This window comes from Collinsella sp. LCP19S3_D3, assembly GCF_052121455.1.
In the GTDB taxonomy this organism is placed as follows: domain Bacteria; phylum Actinomycetota; class Coriobacteriia; order Coriobacteriales; family Coriobacteriaceae; genus Collinsella.
Map to the genome: position 1 here is coordinate 58,438 of NZ_JBQKEF010000004.1, position 16,413 is coordinate 74,850.

At 63.3% G+C, this 16,413-nt stretch carries 8 protein-coding genes; all 8 read left to right on the top strand.

Translation table 11 applies throughout. From position 1 onward, the window contains the following. The first annotated feature begins 2 nt into the window (after positions 1 to 2). The 8 genes from ACTQXM_RS02660 to ruvB all read left to right on the top strand — a co-directional run bounded on the left by ACTQXM_RS02660 (position 3) and on the right by ruvB (position 16,299). Positions 3 to 3,620 (top strand): UvrD-helicase domain-containing protein, encoded by a 3,618-nt coding sequence (locus ACTQXM_RS02660; RefSeq protein WP_441537136.1) that lies wholly within the window; start codon positions 3 to 5, stop codon positions 3,618 to 3,620. 262 nt (positions 3,621 to 3,882) lie between these two features. Continuing rightward, on the top strand, positions 3,883 to 7,686 hold the full coding sequence (dnaE, locus tag ACTQXM_RS02665; RefSeq protein ID WP_427727452.1) for a DNA polymerase III subunit alpha: 3,804 nt from the start codon (positions 3,883 to 3,885) through the stop codon (positions 7,684 to 7,686). 162 nt (positions 7,687 to 7,848) lie between these two features. Beyond that, positions 7,849 to 11,322 (top strand): DEAD/DEAH box helicase, encoded by a 3,474-nt coding sequence (locus ACTQXM_RS02670; protein ID WP_441537135.1) that lies wholly within the window; start codon positions 7,849 to 7,851, stop codon positions 11,320 to 11,322. 165 nt (positions 11,323 to 11,487) lie between these two features. After that, positions 11,488 to 11,850 carry a desulfoferrodoxin family protein gene (locus ACTQXM_RS02675; RefSeq protein ID WP_154515902.1) on the top strand — a complete coding sequence of 121 codons (363 nt, stop codon included), beginning with the start codon at positions 11,488 to 11,490 and terminating at the stop codon, positions 11,848 to 11,850. Positions 11,851 to 11,967: 117 nt separating this feature from the next. Further along, positions 11,968 to 13,953 (top strand): hypothetical protein, encoded by a 1,986-nt coding sequence (locus ACTQXM_RS02680; RefSeq protein WP_441537134.1) that lies wholly within the window; start codon positions 11,968 to 11,970, stop codon positions 13,951 to 13,953. Between the two features lie 137 nt (positions 13,954 to 14,090). Then, positions 14,091 to 14,612 carry a crossover junction endodeoxyribonuclease RuvC gene (gene ruvC, locus ACTQXM_RS02685; RefSeq protein WP_035137351.1) on the top strand — a complete coding sequence of 174 codons (522 nt, stop codon included), beginning with the start codon at positions 14,091 to 14,093 and terminating at the stop codon, positions 14,610 to 14,612. Continuing rightward, positions 14,612 to 15,232, top strand: coding sequence for a Holliday junction branch migration protein RuvA (gene ruvA, locus ACTQXM_RS02690; protein ID WP_427793317.1), 621 nt, complete (start codon positions 14,612 to 14,614; stop codon positions 15,230 to 15,232). Before ruvC ends, ruvA begins: the two co-directional genes overlap by 1 nt. Then, positions 15,232 to 16,299, top strand: a complete 1,068-nt coding sequence (gene ruvB, locus ACTQXM_RS02695; protein ID WP_128620210.1) for a Holliday junction branch migration DNA helicase RuvB — start codon at positions 15,232 to 15,234, stop codon at positions 16,297 to 16,299. The genes ruvA and ruvB overlap by 1 nt, the downstream gene beginning before the upstream one ends. The last annotated feature ends 114 nt before the right edge of the window (positions 16,300 to 16,413 follow it).

Here is a 16,413-nt window from a genome sequence, read left to right on the forward strand (position 1 = left end):
CCATGGATCTTTCGACCTTGATGCCGCAACAGCTGCAGATCGTCAAGACGCTCGACCGTCCGCTGTTTGTCTCGGCGGGCGCCGGTTCGGGCAAGACCTTTACCCTCACGCGCCGCATCGTCTACGCGCTCTCGCCCGAATCCGGTCCGTTCGTCGAGCATCTGGACCAGGTGCTCGCCATTACCTTTACCAAGGATGCCGCGGCCGAGATTCGCGATCGCGTGCGCCGTGCGCTTATTGACGAGGGCATGGACGAGGAAGCGCTGACCGTCGACGACGCGTGGATCTCGACCATTCACGGCATGTGCTCGCGTATCCTGCGCGCACACGCGCTGGAGTTGGGCATCGACCCCGAGTTCACGGTGCTCACCGATACCGACGAGCTCATGGACCAGGCTGTTGAGCATGTGCTGGCCCGCGCGACGGCACCCGATGCCGCCCCCGAGCTCGCGGCATCGCTCAAGGCCCTCTACGCCTGGTATCCCATGGCGGGCGAGGGCGGCCCCTTTGGCGCCGGCACGACCATCAAGGGCCTGGTACGCGACCTGCTGGAGCTCTCGAGTCAGTTGCCGGGCGGCATGGACGACGTGTGCGTGGCGCGCGGCCAGGCCGATACCTCGGCGCTCGCCGATGCCTATCGATCGGCGCTGGGTGCAAGCAAGGCGGCGACCGAGAAGGCGCAGACGGCGCTCGATGCCATCGACGCGTTCGAGGCGAGCGGCAAGACCATGTCCGATGCGGCGCGACTCATGATGTCGTGCACCATGCCGCGCGCGAGCAAGGCGTTCCCCAAGGAGCAGGTCGAGCTGCTCAAGGCCGAGGCCGCCGATGCATTTATCAATATCGTGCTTGCCTGCGGTGCCCCCGCGCTCGATGCACTGGTGGGCTTGGCCCGCTCTGTAGAGGCCGAGTATCGCGCACTGAAGGCTGCCCAGTCCGCCCTCGATAATAACGACCTGCTGCGCATGGCCTACGAGGCCCTGCGCGATTACCCTGCCATTCGTGCTGCGTACGAGGGCCGCTTTAAGATGGTCATGATCGACGAGTTCCAGGATACCGACCAGATGCAGGTCGATCTAATCCGCTACCTGACGGGTGCGGGGGAGCGCGCGCTGTGCACCGTGGGCGATGCGCAGCAGTCGATCTATCGCTTCCGCGGCGCCGAGGTCGAGGTGTTCCGTCGCCAGGAGCGCAAGGTGGAATCGACGGCGGCGTCGGAGACGGTTGCCACGTCCGATGCCCCCGCCGGCGAGCTCGTCAAGCTCGTGCGCAACTTCCGCAGCCACGACGAGGTGCTGCGCTATGTGGCCCGCGTCTTCGACGGCGATGACGGCGGCCTGATGCAGGGCTTTTTGGATCTTGAGGCGAGCGACGGCCGCAAGGACACGCTGGTGGCGGACGCCTCGCGCCGCCAGGCCCTCTTTGTTGCCGGCGGCAGTACGCAGGAGCGCACACAGGCCAAGGCCCGCGCGATCGCGGAGCGATTCCGCGCGCTTGCCGATGCCGGCCAGCCCCAGGGCGGCATGGTGCTGCTGCTGGGCCGCATGACCAACGCAGACGTCTACGCACAGGCCTTCCGTGACCAGGGGCTCGACTGCGTCATCGCGGGCGGCTCGGTCTTTGCCCAAGCTGCCGAGGTGCAGACGGTGCGCGCCCTGGTTTGTGCCCTCGCCAATCCGGCCGATACGGCGCAGGGCCTTATGCCGCTGCTCGCCTCGCCGATGTTTGCGCTGGGCGCCCAGGAGTTCCTGGCGCTGGCGACCAAACTCGACGATCAGACGGGCGAGACGTCGCGCCGCAACATCGACGCGGGCATCATGAGCGATTCCGATGTGCCGGGCTTGCAGGGCTTGCCGCTCGTGACGCGTGCCCGCGAGGTGCTGCGCTACGCGCTGCGTCGCGTGGGGCGTGATTCGTTCGCCGCCATCGCGCGCGACGCGGTCAATGCTTCCGGCTGGTTCGTGCGTCTGGCGCAGCGCGGCCCCGAGGGCAAGGCCATCGCCGCCAACGTGCTCAAGGCGCTCGATGCCGTGGCCGAGGCGGAGGCCGAGTTCGGTAACTCGCCGCGCTCTATTGCGCTTGCCTTCGATCGCTTCCTGGCGGGCAAGGAGGCCCCGGGCGCCCTCAACGAGGAGGGCGACGGCGCGGTGCGCATCATGACGGTTCATGCCTCCAAGGGTCTGGAATATCCGGTCGTGGCGGTCGCCGAGTGCTTTGGCGTGCGTAAGTCCTCGGGTGCGGCACAGATGGGTCGCGTCGAGGGCGGAGCGCGGGTCGTGGCGCTGCCGGCACGCTTCGACGGCGTTAAACTCGCGGACGGCACGTTCGTAAAGGGCGATGACGTCAAAAAGCAGTTTGAGCATGCGTTTAAGGGCAAGGGCACGTCGCTGTGGCTACCGCCGGAGCTCATGGAGGACGTCTGTGCGACGGGTTCTCCCGCCGAGGCATTTGCCCGCCTGCGCAACGACGACCTGCAGCTTTCGCTCGAGGAGCGGGCCCGTTTGCTCTATGTTGCCATGACCCGTGCGCGCGAGCTGGTGATCTTGGCGATGGATGCGGGCGTGAGCCGTGGCAAGGTGACGGCGCCGACCTTCGATGTCGAGACCGATCTGACCTACGACGTGTTGCGCCGCATTCTGCCGACCGACGCTTTGGACATGCCGCAGCTCGATGCCGACCGCCTGGTATTCGACAACTCCCAGCCGGGCGACTACGAGCTCATTTCGCTTTCGGACTTTACCTTTGGCGAGCAGGCGTTTGAGGCCAACGCTTCGCTGGATGCCGAGGGCAGGCTCGTTCGTGGCGATACCGATGTCGCCGATAATGCTGCGCACTCAACCGTGCCCGGTCCTGCCGACCCCAAGCCCGATTCGTTTGAACTCGTATATCCCCAGGCGGCGGGCGTGCGCATGGGCACGTGTCCGTTCCCGGCGCGTGATTCGTACAGCTATTCGTCGATCGCCGCGGCGCTCCATGCCGAGACGGAAGGCCGTGCCGCCGAGGCGCGTGTTCCCATGGATGAGGCGGGCGACGATGCCGAGTCGGATGGCTCGGAGATGGCCGATGCAGACGTGGTTGCCGCCGAGCCCGCCGGCAACCCCATGGCGCTGGGCTCGGCGTTCCATGCCGCCTGCCAGTGGCTCATCGAGATGGGTGCCGATGCGCTGCCCGCTGAGCGTGCCGATGCGCTGACGCGCCTGTGGTGCCTGACGCCGGAGCAGCGCGAGCGTTTTGACGTTGCCCTGAATCGCTGGCTCAGGTCGTCGGTCCGTGCCGAGCTTCTTGCCTGGCCGTGCGTCCGTGCCGAAGTGCCGTTCTTCTCGCTGGGCTGCGAGGACAAGGACATTGCCCGCTACGGTGCATATGCCGAGGGCGCCATCGATGCGCTGGCGACCGACCCGGCCGATCCGTCACGCGCACTGGTCATCGATTACAAGACGGGTGGCACGCCGGATGAGACACCCGACCAGCTGCTCGAGAAGCACGCCCTGCAGGCGCGCGTCTACGCCGATGTGTTGCACAAGGCAGGCTTTGAGGCCGCGACGGTCAAGTTCGTCCGCGTGGAGCAGGCCGATCCCGCCAACCCCTGCGAGCCCCAGGTGGTCACCTACAACCTCTAACCCTCAACAACCTGCGGTGGAATCCTTTTCGATTCCACTGCAGCTCAGGGGTAGCTAATTTGGGACGGGGCTCTTTTAGCTACCCCCATACATCGGTTGAGATGTATTCCGACCCCGACTCGTTCGCCGTCAGCCAAAGGGTAGCTAAAAAAGCCCCGTCCCAAATTAGCTACCCGTGTGGGTTTGGCTAGGTTCGGGCACTGTCCGTGCCGTGGGGTAAAATCGTTCAGTCAGAACACGAACCCGCATCGGAGCTCATCACATGGCATTCGTCCATCTGCACAACCACACTGTTTTCTCCATGCTCGACGGCGCAACCCGTATCCAGGATATGGTCAACCGTGCCGTAGAGCTGGGCATGCCCGCCGTGGCCATTACCGACCACGGCTACATGTATGGCGTGCCCGACCTGGCGCTGGCCTGCGACGCCGTCAACCACAATACGCCCGAGTACAAAACGTGGAGCCACGACAAGGCCTTCTTGGAAAAGGACCGCCGTGACGAGCTGGTGGAGCCCGATCCCGAGGCAAACCCGCGCGAGCATGCCCAGTATGTGAAGGACATGGCCATGTGGGACGAGAAGGGCAATATCGACGAGCTCAAGCCGCCTCTGGTCATCAAGCCCATCTTTGGCTGCGAGGTCTACTTTACGCCGGACGAGACGCTCGCCCGCGACCACAAACCCGAGCTCTACCACATGATCCTTCTGGCCAAGGACCAGGAGGGCTACGTCAACCTGATGCAAACGGTCTCCGAGGCCGCCGTGCAGGGCTTTTACTACAAGCCGCGCGTGACGCTCGACAACCTGCGCCGCCACGCCAAGGGCATGATCTGCACCAGCGCCTGCATCGCGGGCATCATCCCCAAATACATCGACCGGGGCGACATGGAGGGCGCCATCAAGTGGGCCGAGACCTTCCGTGATACCTTCGAGCCTGGTGACTTCTACATCGAGATCCAGGAACACGGCATCACCACCGATAACGGACTGACCGACGAGCAGATGGACCGCACGCTCATTGATATCGCCAAACAGGTGGGCGTCAAGGTCATCGCCACCAACGACTTCCACTACCTGCGCCGCGAGGACGCGCCCGTGCAGGACGTCATCATGTGCATCGGCATGAACGCCAAGGTCGACGACCCCAACCGCATGCGCATGACCGGCTCGGAGTTTTACATGAAGACCGAGGAGGAGATGCGGGCGATGTTCCCGTATTGCCCCGAGGCCTGCGACAACACGCTCGAGATCGCCGACAAGTGCTACGTTGAGCTGGACTGGGACTCCATCATCCTGCCGCGCTTTCCGCTGCTCGATCCCGGCGAGACGCACGAGAGCCAGTTCCGCCGCGAGTGCGAGAAAGGCCTGCGCCAGCACTACGGTGACGACTGGGCCACGCGCGAGATCGGTGGCGTCAACATCAAAGAGCGCTTTGAGTACGAATACAAGGTCATTTGCGACAAGGGCTTTGCCGCCTACTTTTTGATCGTCGCCGAGTACGTGCAATGGGCCAAGGACAACGGCATCGGCGTCGGCCCCGGCCGTGGCTCGGCCGCCGGCGCTATCGTCGCCTACGCCATGAACATTACCGCGTTCGACCCGCTCGAGAACGGTCTGATGTTCGAGAGGTTCCTGTCCCCGCAGCGTACCGAGATGCCCGATATCGATATGGACTTCGACGATGAGCGGCGTCTTGAGGTCGTGGAGCACGTTCGCCAGCTCTACGGTCCCGAGAAGGTCACCCACGTCATCACCTACTCGACCATTAAGGCCAAGCAGGCCATCAACGACGCCGCGCGCGTCCTGGACTACCCGGTCTACATGGGCCAGCGCCTGTCCAAGATGGTCTCGAGCGACCCCAAGGTCAAGCTCAAGCAGGTGCTCGAAAAACAACCCGGCAAAGAGGATCTGTTTAACCCCGACTTTGCCGAGGCCTATAAAAAGGACGACGACGCCCGCCGCATCATCGACACGGCGCTCTCGATCGAGGGCCTCACCCGTGGCGAGGGCGTGCATGCGTGCGCCGTTCTGATCTGCCGCGACCCCGTCAACGAGCACGTGCCCACCAAGCTCGACACCAAGGGCGGCGTCGAGATTACCCAGTACGAGGGCCATACCGTTGCCGACATGGGCCTGCTCAAGATGGACTTCTTGGGCCTGCGTACGCTGACGGTTATCTCCAAGGCCAAGGCAAACATCAAAAAGAACTTCGGCATCGACATCAAAGAGGAAGAGATTCCCTTTGACGATCCCGAGATCTTTAAGCTCATGGGCTCCGGCCACACCGCCGGCGTCTTCCAGGTCGAGTCCGCCGGCATGACGGCCACGATCAAGAACATGAAGCCCACCGAGTACAAGCACGTCGTGGCATTGATCGCCCTGTACCGCCCGGGCCCGCTGGGCGCCGGCATGGTTTCGTCCTACATCAACCGTATGAACGGCAAGGAGCCGGCCGTCTCCTACGACGACCGTCTGGACGACATCTTGGGCGAAACCTACGGCACCATGGTCTACCAGGAGCAGGTTATGCTCATCTCCGTCGAGATGTGCGGCTTCTCCAAGGGCGAATCGGACTCGCGTATCCGTAAGCCCGTGGCTAAGAAGAAGATCAAGCTGCTCACGTCGACGGTGCTCCACTGGGAGGATGGCTCGGACGAGACCACCTACGACCACTGGATGAACGGCGCCATCAAGAACAACTACACGCGCGAGGTCGCCCAGAAGATTTGGGACGATGTTCTCGAGTTCGCGTCCTACGCCTTCAACAAGTCGCACTCCGCCGGCTACGCCATCTTGGTTATGCAGACGGCGTGGCTCAAGGCGCACTATCCGCACGAGTACATGGCGGCCGTCCTGACGTCCTATACGGGCAAGACCGACAAGATCGTGCACTACGTCTCGGCATGCCGTCACGACGGCATCCCCGTGCTTTCGCCAGATGTCAACGAGTCCGGTACCGAGTTCACGGCTACCAAGGAAGGTGTGCGCTTTGGTCTGGCCGGCATCCGCGGCGTGGGCACCGGCGTGGCGCAGGCGATTATCGCCGAGCGCGAGGCGGGCGGTCCGTTTAAGACGCTGCATGATTTTGTCGAGCGCGTGGACTCGAGCCAGGCCAACCGTCGCGTGATCGAATCGCTCATCAAGGCAGGTGCCTTCGACTCCACGGGGTATCCGCGTCGTCAGATGATGCACTTTGTGGACAAGAACAACCCCGAGAACATCATCGATGCCGCGGCAAAGCGCCAGAAGGATCGCGCGAGCGGCCAGACGTCGTTCTTCGACATGTTTGGCGACGTTGAGGGCTCGGGCTTTGAGGTGAGCGTACCCGATCCGGATGGCCAGGAATGGGACCGCCACCTTAAGCTGAGCCAGGAAAAAGAGGTTCTGGGCATCTATGTCTCGGACCACCCGCTGCGCCCGTTTGAGTATGCGCTCAGCAAAGCGCGCGACTTCTCGTTCTCGCAGATCGACACCGGCTACGAGGTGCAGAACCCCACGGGCGGCACCATCAACCAGGAGATTCCCGAGGGCAAGGCGCTGTGGTGGGCCGGTATGGTCTCGAGCGTGTCCAAGCGCGTGACCAAAAACGGCGACCCCATGGGCATCGTGCAGCTCGAGGACATGGAAGGCGAGGCCACGGTCGTGGTGTTCCCCAAGACCTTCAAGGAGGCCGAGGGGTATCTGTACGGCGAGGTCGACCCCGAGACCGGCGCGCAGCTGTCCGATGCGTTTGTGCGCATTAAGGGCAAGCTCGAGCGCTCGGACCGCGGCGACCAGATCATCGCGCAGGAGATTGTGCCGCTTGAGCTCAACGAGGAGAACAACAAGCCCAAGGTGTTTGAGGTCATGGTGCCCAACAGCCGCTTTAGCCAGGGCAACATGGCGCGTCTTGCCACGGTACTCACCGCCAACCCGGGCGGCGACCGCGTAGAGATCTTTATCGAGCAGGCGGACGGGCGCGTGCTGCGTGCCGAGGTACCTGCTAAGGTCAACGCACGCTCGATTCCGCTGTTGGCCGAGGCCAAGGCCATCGTGGGTAACCAAGGCAGAGTGACGGTGATCTAAGGACGCCGTTGGCGGGGTAGCTAATTTGGGACGGGGCTTTTTTAGCTACCCTTTGGCTGACGGCGAATGAGTCGGGGTCGGAACACATCTCAACCGACATATGGGGGTAGCTAAAATAGCCCCGTCCCAAATTAGCTACCCCGGGTGAGATTGGAGGAAGCGATGGCGCAGGGGACGTTTGTGCAGGCGCTTCGTAAGGAGGCGGCGCTCAGCAGTACCTTTATGAAGGGGCGTTCGCTCATGCTCAACGGCGCCGTGCTGTCGTTTGAGGACTCCGGCTCGCGCTTCTCCAAAAACGTGAATATCGAGGGTACGGTGCGTGGTTCGCGCGGCGACCTGTATAAGACGCACGTGGCGCTCGATATGGACGAGCACGAGGTTGTCGACTACGACTGCGATTGCCCCGCCGCCTTCCGCTATTCTGGCATGTGCAAGCACGCCATCGCCACGGCGTTGGCGTATCTGGATGCCAGCGGCGCCGAGCCCGTCGAGGGTTTGCGCACGCCGGTCCGCACGTTTACGGTGCCGCCCGCACAGTCCAAGCAGCCCACACGCCCCGCGCCCAGCGCATCTGCGGTCAACCCCAACTTTCCCTTCCCGGCGCCCGTGCCCACGAGCCCGAGCCTTGTGGCAGCGCTTTCCGATCTTTCGGACGCGCGCATGGATAAACTCGTGGCCATGCGCCGCAAGCTCGCTGGCACCATTGACCCCGATGCGCCCAAAGCAGTGCTGGAGCCCTCGCTGGTGCCGTACTACAATCCGCTGTTTGCCGATCGCTTTAGCTGGGCGCTTGAGTTTCGCATCCGCTGCGGCTCGGTGTCCTACGTGGTTAAGGATATCGATGGCATGGCCGATGCCTATGCGCGTGGCGGTACGTTCTCCTATGGCAAGAAGCTTACGTTCCTTCATGCGCCCGAGGCTTTCGATGATGTGTCGGCAAAGCTGCTCGACTTTGTTGCAATGACGGTCGCCTACCTAGGCGATATTACGAGCTCGCGCTCGGCATCGTACGACTTTGCCCGCAGCGGTTTTGTCGCCGAGCGTCAGCTGCCGGTATCCGAGTATTCCATCGTGTCCGTGCTGGACCTGCTGCGTGGCAGGACCATGTCCTTTGAACCTGCTTGGTCGCGGGGGACGACGACGCACCGCGCCTACGAGGTGACGGTCGAGTCGTTGCCGGAAGGGGAGAACGAAGTCCCGGCTAAGCGCCCGCCGCTGATTGCTGCCAAGATTGTGCCGGCAGCCGGGGGCAGCTACGACTTGCGCCTTCCGGCCGATACGTACTGCTTTGCCTCGGGCGACGTCGCCTATCTGGTCGATACGCGCCGCGCGCGCCGTACCGACACGGCGTTTGCCCAACATGCCGCGCCGTTCCTATCGCACTTGTTGCCCTGCCGCACACCGGTCCATATCGCCGCCGACCAGGTGGGTGAGTTTTGCCGCATGGCGCTGCCTATCTTGCGCGACTACACCGACCTTACCGCGCCCGCTGTGCTCGATACCGTGGCGCCCGAGCCAAGCTTTGCCATGGCGATCGGCGTCGACGATGGGCTCGTGACCTGCAAAATTACGGTTACCTACGGCGATTGGTCGGCAGATCTCTTTAGCATGGGCGCTCCGGGCAGCCCCTTCGAAGAGCGGCGCCCGGGCGTGCCGCCGCGCGACGAGGTGGCAGAGTTTCGCGTTATGGACACGGCGGCTCTGTATTTCGACTTTTACGAGGGTGGCCTGGCGTTTGAGGAACGCGATGACGAGAGCCTGTTCCACTTGCTCACTGAGGGCCTGTCTGCCCTGTCCGATCTGGGCGAGGTCATGCTCAGCGACCGCCTGCGCCAGATCTCGGTCCGCCCTGCGCCCAAGCTTTCGGTGCGCGCCACCGTCAAGAGTAACCTGCTCGACGTCGAACTGGGCGCGAGCGGCCTTTCGGCGGCAGACCTTGCCATCTACCTCGATTCCTACAAGCGTCACCAGACGTTTGCTCGTCTCACGTCGGGCGACATCATTCGCCTGGACGAGGGAGCGCGCGCCGCGTTTGGCCTTGCCGAGGATCTGGGGGTCGATGCTGTCGACCTGCTCGACGGCGTGTCGCTTCCCGCGTCGAGTACCCTGTTCGTCGACAGCATGCTTGCGCGCACGTCCGCGCTCGAAGCCGATCGCGACGCTGCATTCCGTCGCACCGTCGAGCGCCTGGACACGCTCGGCAAGATGGACTTTACGGTGCCGGCCTCGCTCAAGGCCACACTGCGCGGCTACCAGGTTGACGGCTACCAGTGGCTCGGTTCGCTCGAGCATCTGGGCCTTGGCGGCATCTTGGCCGACGACATGGGCCTGGGCAAAACGCTCCAGATGATCGCGCATATCCTGGCGCGCGTGGAGGCGGGGGACGCTAAGCCCACGCTCGTGGTATGCCCCGCGTCGCTCGTGTACAACTGGACTGCCGAGCTGGAGCGCTTTGCCCCCTCGATTGATGTGTGCGCCATTGTGGGCACCAAGGCCCAACGTCGCGTGCAGATTGCCGGCGTGGCCGAGCACAACGTGATCGTGACGTCGTATGATCTCATGCGCCGCGATATCGACGAGTACGTCGAGCAGGACTTTGCCCGCGTGGTGCTGGACGAAGCCCAGTACATTAAAAATCCGCTCACGCAGGTGGCACGCGCCGCCAAGCGTCTGCCGGCCGGCGTGCGCTTTGCCTTGACGGGCACGCCCATCGAAAACCGCCTGTCCGAGCTCTGGAGCATCTTCGACTTTTTGATGCCGGGCCTGCTCGGCACGCGCGAGTCGTTTGCCAAGCGCTTCGAAAGCCCGGTCGAGCACGCCGAGGGTGACAGCGCCGCTCGCCTACAGGCGCTCGTGTCGCCGTTTGTGCTGCGCCGCGTCAAGGAAGACGTGGTGGCCGACCTGCCCGAGAAGATCGAGGACACGGTGATGGCGCAGCTCACCGGCGAGCAGCGTAAGCTCTACCTGGCCAACCAGGACCGCATTGCCCAGCAAGTGCAGCACCGCGAGGCCGGGGAGTTCAAAAAAGATAAGCTCAAGGTACTTGCCGAGCTCACCAAGCTGCGCCAGATCTGCTGTGATCCTCATCTGCATTACGCGGACTACAAGGCGGGAAGCGCCAAGCTCGATACGTGTATGGAGCTCGTCCACGGCGCGCTCGACGGCGGTCATCGCATCTTGCTGTTCAGCCAGTTTACGGGAATGCTCGATATCATCGGCAAGCGCCTGGCCAAGGAGGATATCGCCTTCCTTAAGCTTACGGGCGCATCGTCTAAAGAGAGCCGCGCCAAGATGGTTGCGCAGTTCCAAGCGGGCGAGGTGCCGGTGTTCTTGATTTCGCTCAAGGCGGGTGGCGTGGGCCTTAATTTGACGGCTGCCGACGTGGTCATCCACTACGACCCGTGGTGGAACGTGGCGGCGCAGGACCAGGCGACCGACCGCGCCCACCGCATTGGCCAGCAGCACACCGTGACCGTGTACAAGCTCATCGCCAAGGACACGATCGAGGAACGCATCATGCAGATGCAGGAGTCCAAGCGCGACCTGGTCAACAGTGTGCTCGGCGGTGACGGCATTTCGTCGGCGCTGTTCACGCGCGAGGATGTTCTGGCGCTGCTCGGTGGCGACGGTCGCTAGCTGCGCGCGGGATGGGGCCGCCGGGCTGGGCCAGGTCGCCGGTTCGTCTTAGCCCGACCGCTTGCCTCACCCGTTATGTGTTCATTTGCAATGCCATGGATGGTTCGGCGCTCTTTGGGCATAAGAACTAACGAGAACATTGGCACATCAGCAAAGGAGAACATCATGGCGAAATTCTTTAAAGACTCCGACGGCAAGCTCGTTGCCGCTCTTGGCGACGACGTTGCGACCCCTGCCGGCTGCACGGAGCTGACGGCAAACACCGAGGATGCGGCGCACGAGAAGCACGTGCCTGTTGTCGAGATCGAGCGCGACGGCCACGTCATTCGTGCGCGCGTGGGCTCGACGGAGCACCCCATGCTGCCCGAGCACTACATCGAGTGGATCGCGCTTGAGGCCGAGGGCCGCCTGGAGGTCCATTACCTTGAGCCCGGCATGAAGCCCGCGACGTTTTTCGCTGGCGGCTCCAAGACCGGTACCGTCTATGCCTACTGCAACCTGCATGGGCTGTGGTCCGCGACGTTCTAGGAGCGCGCCCCCGCTCGGGGTATCATAGCTAGCATATGCACATGCAAGCGCCGGCTGCATTATGCGGCCGGCGCTTTTACTACGGTTTCGATGGTTTACGACGGAAAGGGCTGGGCCATGAAGCTCGCGCTTGCACAGATCGATATGCGCCTGGGTGATATTGAGGGCATTTGCGGTCGCATCGAGGACCAGGCTCGTCTGGCCCACGAGCGCGGGGCGCGCGTGCTGTGCGTCCCGGCACCGCTCTTTATGGGTGCTCTGCCCGGCGGCCTGATGGGTACTGCCGACTTTGAGCACGACATGCTGACAGGCCTGACCGGTGTTGCCGAGCGTATCCAAGAGCTCGATATGATCTGCATCGTGCCCGCGGCGGTTTCGTTTGAGGGCCAGCCACTGCTCGACTACATGATGCTCAAGGACGGTCATGTGGTGCCGGCGCGATCGAGCATTGCCCTGCAGCGTGGCGAGAACAACGACACGCGTTGGGCGCCGCCGGTGTTCGACGTGGACGGCGTGCGCATCGCCGTGATTTTTGACTTGGACCGCGAACTCGAGATGTTGCCGACCGGTGTTGACCTCATTGCGTATTTCCAATTCAACGCGTTTGACATGACCGACCGCGAGACTGCCGCCATCGCCGCCGTTCGCAGCGGTGCCTACCGCAAGATCGCATCTAAGCGCAGCGTGTGGTTTGCCTGCATGGCGCCGGTCGGTGCGTACGACGAGTCGGTATATACCGGCGGTTCGTTTGTGCTCGACGACTGCGGTCGCGTGGTGGCCCAGGCGCCGTGTTTTGAGGAGAGCCTGCTGGTTCAGGAGATTCAGCGCGGCGTGATGCTCGATGCCCTGGAAGATCACGAACTGCCCGAGTTTCGTTCCGAGGCGTGGCTGTGGCAGGCGCTGGTGCTCGCCGTGCGCGACAATGCCCGCGCTCGCGGCGCGTCGCGTGCTGTGGTGGCACTCGAGGGTGACTTGCCATCGTCCCTGCTGGCGGCACTTGCCGTTGACGCTCTGGGCCCGCGTAATGTGATTGGCCTTGTGCTGGGGCGCAACCGTATCTTTACGCCGGCTCAGGAAGAGGCCGAGGCTGCCCGCTGTGCCGCCGTCCGCGCGATTGCCGAGCGCCTGCACATTCGCACCGTCGAGCGCGATGCACCGGATGCGGCGCGTGTGCTCGATCGCGACGTGTCGGCAGGCGATGCCGAGCGTCTGCGCTCGCGTGCGCTGGGCCTGATGTTGGAGGATACGGCGCTCGAGCTGGGCGCCATGGCGTTGAGCCCGCTCTCCAAGACCGAGTACGCGCTAGCGGCACCCGCACTGTCCGGCGGCTACCAGGGCGACTTTGCGCCCTTTGGCGATGTGTACCTGTCGACGCTTGAGTTTGTGGCGCGCGTACGCAACCGCACGTCTGCCGTGGTGCCCCAAGAGCTCGTGACGCTCAACGCGGTGGAAGATTGTATGGAGCGAGTGCTGGCGCAGGCGCTCTCGACGCTCGACGGTCCGGTCGATATGCTCGACCGCGCGGCACAGCTGCTCGGCGGGCTTGAGCCTGGTGAGGTCGATGGCGCGCTCGAGGCGCACGTGGACCGCAATCGATCTTTCGACGACATCCCGATGGCCGCTGGCAAGCCTGAGGCCTGCTCGCTGCTGCTGATGCTCGTTCGACAGGGTGAGGCTGCCCGTCGCATGTTGCCGACGGCGCCGATCGTTTCGGCCCGTTCGTTTGCCGAGCGCGCTTGGCCGTACATGCTTGCATGGTCCGATTTGGGGCTCAACGGCAAGGAGCGCATGACGGTTGGTTCACTGGCGCACGCCGAAGTGCGCCGCTTTGCCGATAGCGATACGGGCGATCGCATGCGCGGTGAGATGATGGGTCTGTTGGGTGAGCTGTTGGGTATTTCGCCCGAGCAGATGGAGGAGCTGCGCTCTGAGGACGGTCAGCGTCGTTTGCACGAGGGAATGAAAAAGTTCGAGGGCGAGGTCCAGGACGCCATCGAAAGGATGATGGGCGGCCAGGGCGGACCGCAGGGCGGTCCCCAGGGTACGCCGATGCCACATCCGCCGGTGGATCCCCGTCAGTTTCCTTTTTTCTCGCAGAACTAAACTGGGGATAGGATTCGCTCCCAACCCCGATGCTTTAACTAAGCATCTTGGCCCCGTTGTGTTATTCTAGAACAGACGTTCGTGAATAGTGCGTGGGGCCTTGCCTTGCGCTGCGCTTGTGACGAGGGGAGGTTGGCTTGGTTATCTTGGGTATCGACCCTGGTTTGGCCCATACGGGGTGGGGGATTATCGAGGAGCGACGTGGCGAGGTTCGCTGTCGTGCCTATGGCTGCATCGAGACCAGTGCTGGAAGTCCGCTCGCGGTGCGCCTGTCGCATATCGCCCGCGACCTCAAGGGCGTTGTCGAACGCTATCGTCCCGATACCGCTGCTATCGAGAGCATCTACTTTGGCGCCAACGTTCGTTCGGCCATCCCCACGGCGCATGCCCGCGGCGCTGCGCTTGTGGCGCTTTCGGAGTGCGCGCTCGAGATTGGCGAATACACGCCCATGCAGATCAAGCAGGCTGTTGTGGGCACCGGCGCCGCAGATAAGCGACAGGTCGCGTATATGGTTCGTACGCTCACGCAGCTTGATCACGACCCGCACCCCGACCATGCCGCCGATGCCCTGGCCTGCGCCATCTGCCACGTTAACCTCAGCCGCACCCGAGCGCTTACCGGCGGCGAGTTCTATCAACAGAGAGGAACCGGATACTGATGATCTCCCAGCTCCACGGAACGCTTGTCGAGGCCACGATGAGCTCTGCTGTCGTCGATGTGTCGGGCGTGGGCTTTGAGCTCGGCATCTCGGGCAGCACTGCGGCCACGTTGCCGACGCCCGGCGGCGAGGTCCGCCTCTACACGCGCATGCAGGTGCGTGAGGACGCCATGACGCTCTTTGGTTTTGCCTCCAAGGACGAGCGCACGATGTTCGACCGGCTCGTGTCCGTCTCGGGCGTTGGCCCGCGCTTGGCGCTCGCCGTGCTTTCCACCTATACCGTGGGGCAGCTGTATTCGCTGGTGATGGCCGAGGACGACAAGGGCATGGCCAAGGTACCCGGTGTGGGTAAAAAGACAGCTCAGCGCCTCATTCTGGAGCTCAAGAGTACCTTTGCCAAGGATAAGGGCTTTGTGCCGGTCGACGTGATTCCCGGACAGGTTGCGATGCCCGTGCCTGCTGCCGCTCCCTCGGCCATCGATGATGCCCGCGCGGCACTCCTTTCCATGGGCTTTAGCCCGCAGGAGGCCGATGTCGCTCTGAGCGGGTATGATGGGCAGGATATGCGTGTCGAGGATCTGCTCGGCGCGGCGCTTAAGCGACTCGGAATGGATGCGTGATGTGGGAAGCCGATGACTCTCAGGACCTGTGGGCGACGCCCGGCAGCTCGCCGGCGGCATCCATGGCGCACGGTGAGCGCATGGTGGGCTCGGAGCTGACGCCCGAGGACCTCGATGTCGACCGTACCCTGCGTCCCCAGCGCCTGGACGACTATTGCGGTCAGGAGCATATCAAGCAGAGCCTTCGCGTGCTGATCGAGGCGGCGCAGAGCCGTGGCGAGACGCTCGACCACGTGATCTTCTCGGGCCCTCCGGGTCTGGGCAAGACCACGCTGGCCACCGTTATCGCCAACGAGCTGGGCGCTCAGATTAAGACGACGAGTGGCCCGGCCATCGCGCGCACCGGCGACCTGGCGGCCATCCTTACCAACTTACAGCCGGGTGACGTGCTGTTTATCGACGAGATCCACCGTCTCAATCGTTCGGTCGAGGAGGTCCTGTATCCCGCGATGGAGGACTTTGCGCTCGATATCGTGATTGGCAAAGGTCCGGCGGCGCGCTCGATTCGCCTGGATATCCCCAAGTTTACGCTGGTGGCGGCAACGACCCGCTCGGGTATGCTGACCGGCCCGCTGCGCGACCGTTTTGGTATTTCGTATCGCCTGGACTACTACACGGTCGAGGAGCTTGCTCAGATCGTGACGCGCTCGGCAACCATTTTGGGCGTGACAATAGACCATCCGAGCGCGCTCGAGATCGGCTCGCGCTCGCGCGGTACGCCGCGTCTTGCCAACCGCTTGCTCAAGCGCGTGCGCGATTACGCCCAGGTGCGCGGCAACGGTCCTATTGAGCTTGATATCTGCCGTCAGGCGCTCGAGTTCTTTGAGATTGATGAGCTTGGTCTGGACTGGATGGACATTCGCATCTTGGAGACGCTCGCCAAGACGTTCTCCGGCCGTGCCGTGGGCCTGACGACCCTTGCCAGCGCGGTGGGCGAGGATCCGGGTACGCTCGAAGATGTCTACGAACCCTACCTGTTGCAGTGCGGCTTGATGATTCGCACGCCGCAGGGCCGTCAGGCGACCCTTCGCACCTTTGAACACCTGGGGATTGAACCTACCGTTTAGGGGCGGGTTTGTTTTGGCTGGTCTGTAGGCTATCGCTGGGCACTGGATAAACATATCGCCGTTCATCGGTTACGGGTGTTTTACTATTGCGCGCCCGTGCTATGCTGAATTGGT

Excerpts from the sequence above, each read along its gene's own strand:
- ACTQXM_RS02660 (WP_441537136.1), top strand. The coding sequence starts at position 3 with ATGGATCTTTCGACCTTGATGCCGCAACAGCTGCAGATCGTCAAGACG.
- dnaE (WP_427727452.1), top strand. The coding sequence starts at position 3,883 with ATGGCATTCGTCCATCTGCACAACCACACTGTTTTCTCCATGCTCGAC.
- ACTQXM_RS02670 (WP_441537135.1), top strand. The coding sequence starts at position 7,849 with ATGGCGCAGGGGACGTTTGTGCAGGCGCTTCGTAAGGAGGCGGCGCTC.
- ACTQXM_RS02675 (WP_154515902.1), top strand. The coding sequence starts at position 11,488 with ATGGCGAAATTCTTTAAAGACTCCGACGGCAAGCTCGTTGCCGCTCTT.
- ACTQXM_RS02680 (WP_441537134.1), top strand. The coding sequence starts at position 11,968 with ATGAAGCTCGCGCTTGCACAGATCGATATGCGCCTGGGTGATATTGAG.
- ruvA (WP_427793317.1), top strand. The coding sequence starts at position 14,612 with ATGATCTCCCAGCTCCACGGAACGCTTGTCGAGGCCACGATGAGCTCT.
- ruvB (WP_128620210.1), top strand. The coding sequence starts at position 15,232 with ATGTGGGAAGCCGATGACTCTCAGGACCTGTGGGCGACGCCCGGCAGC.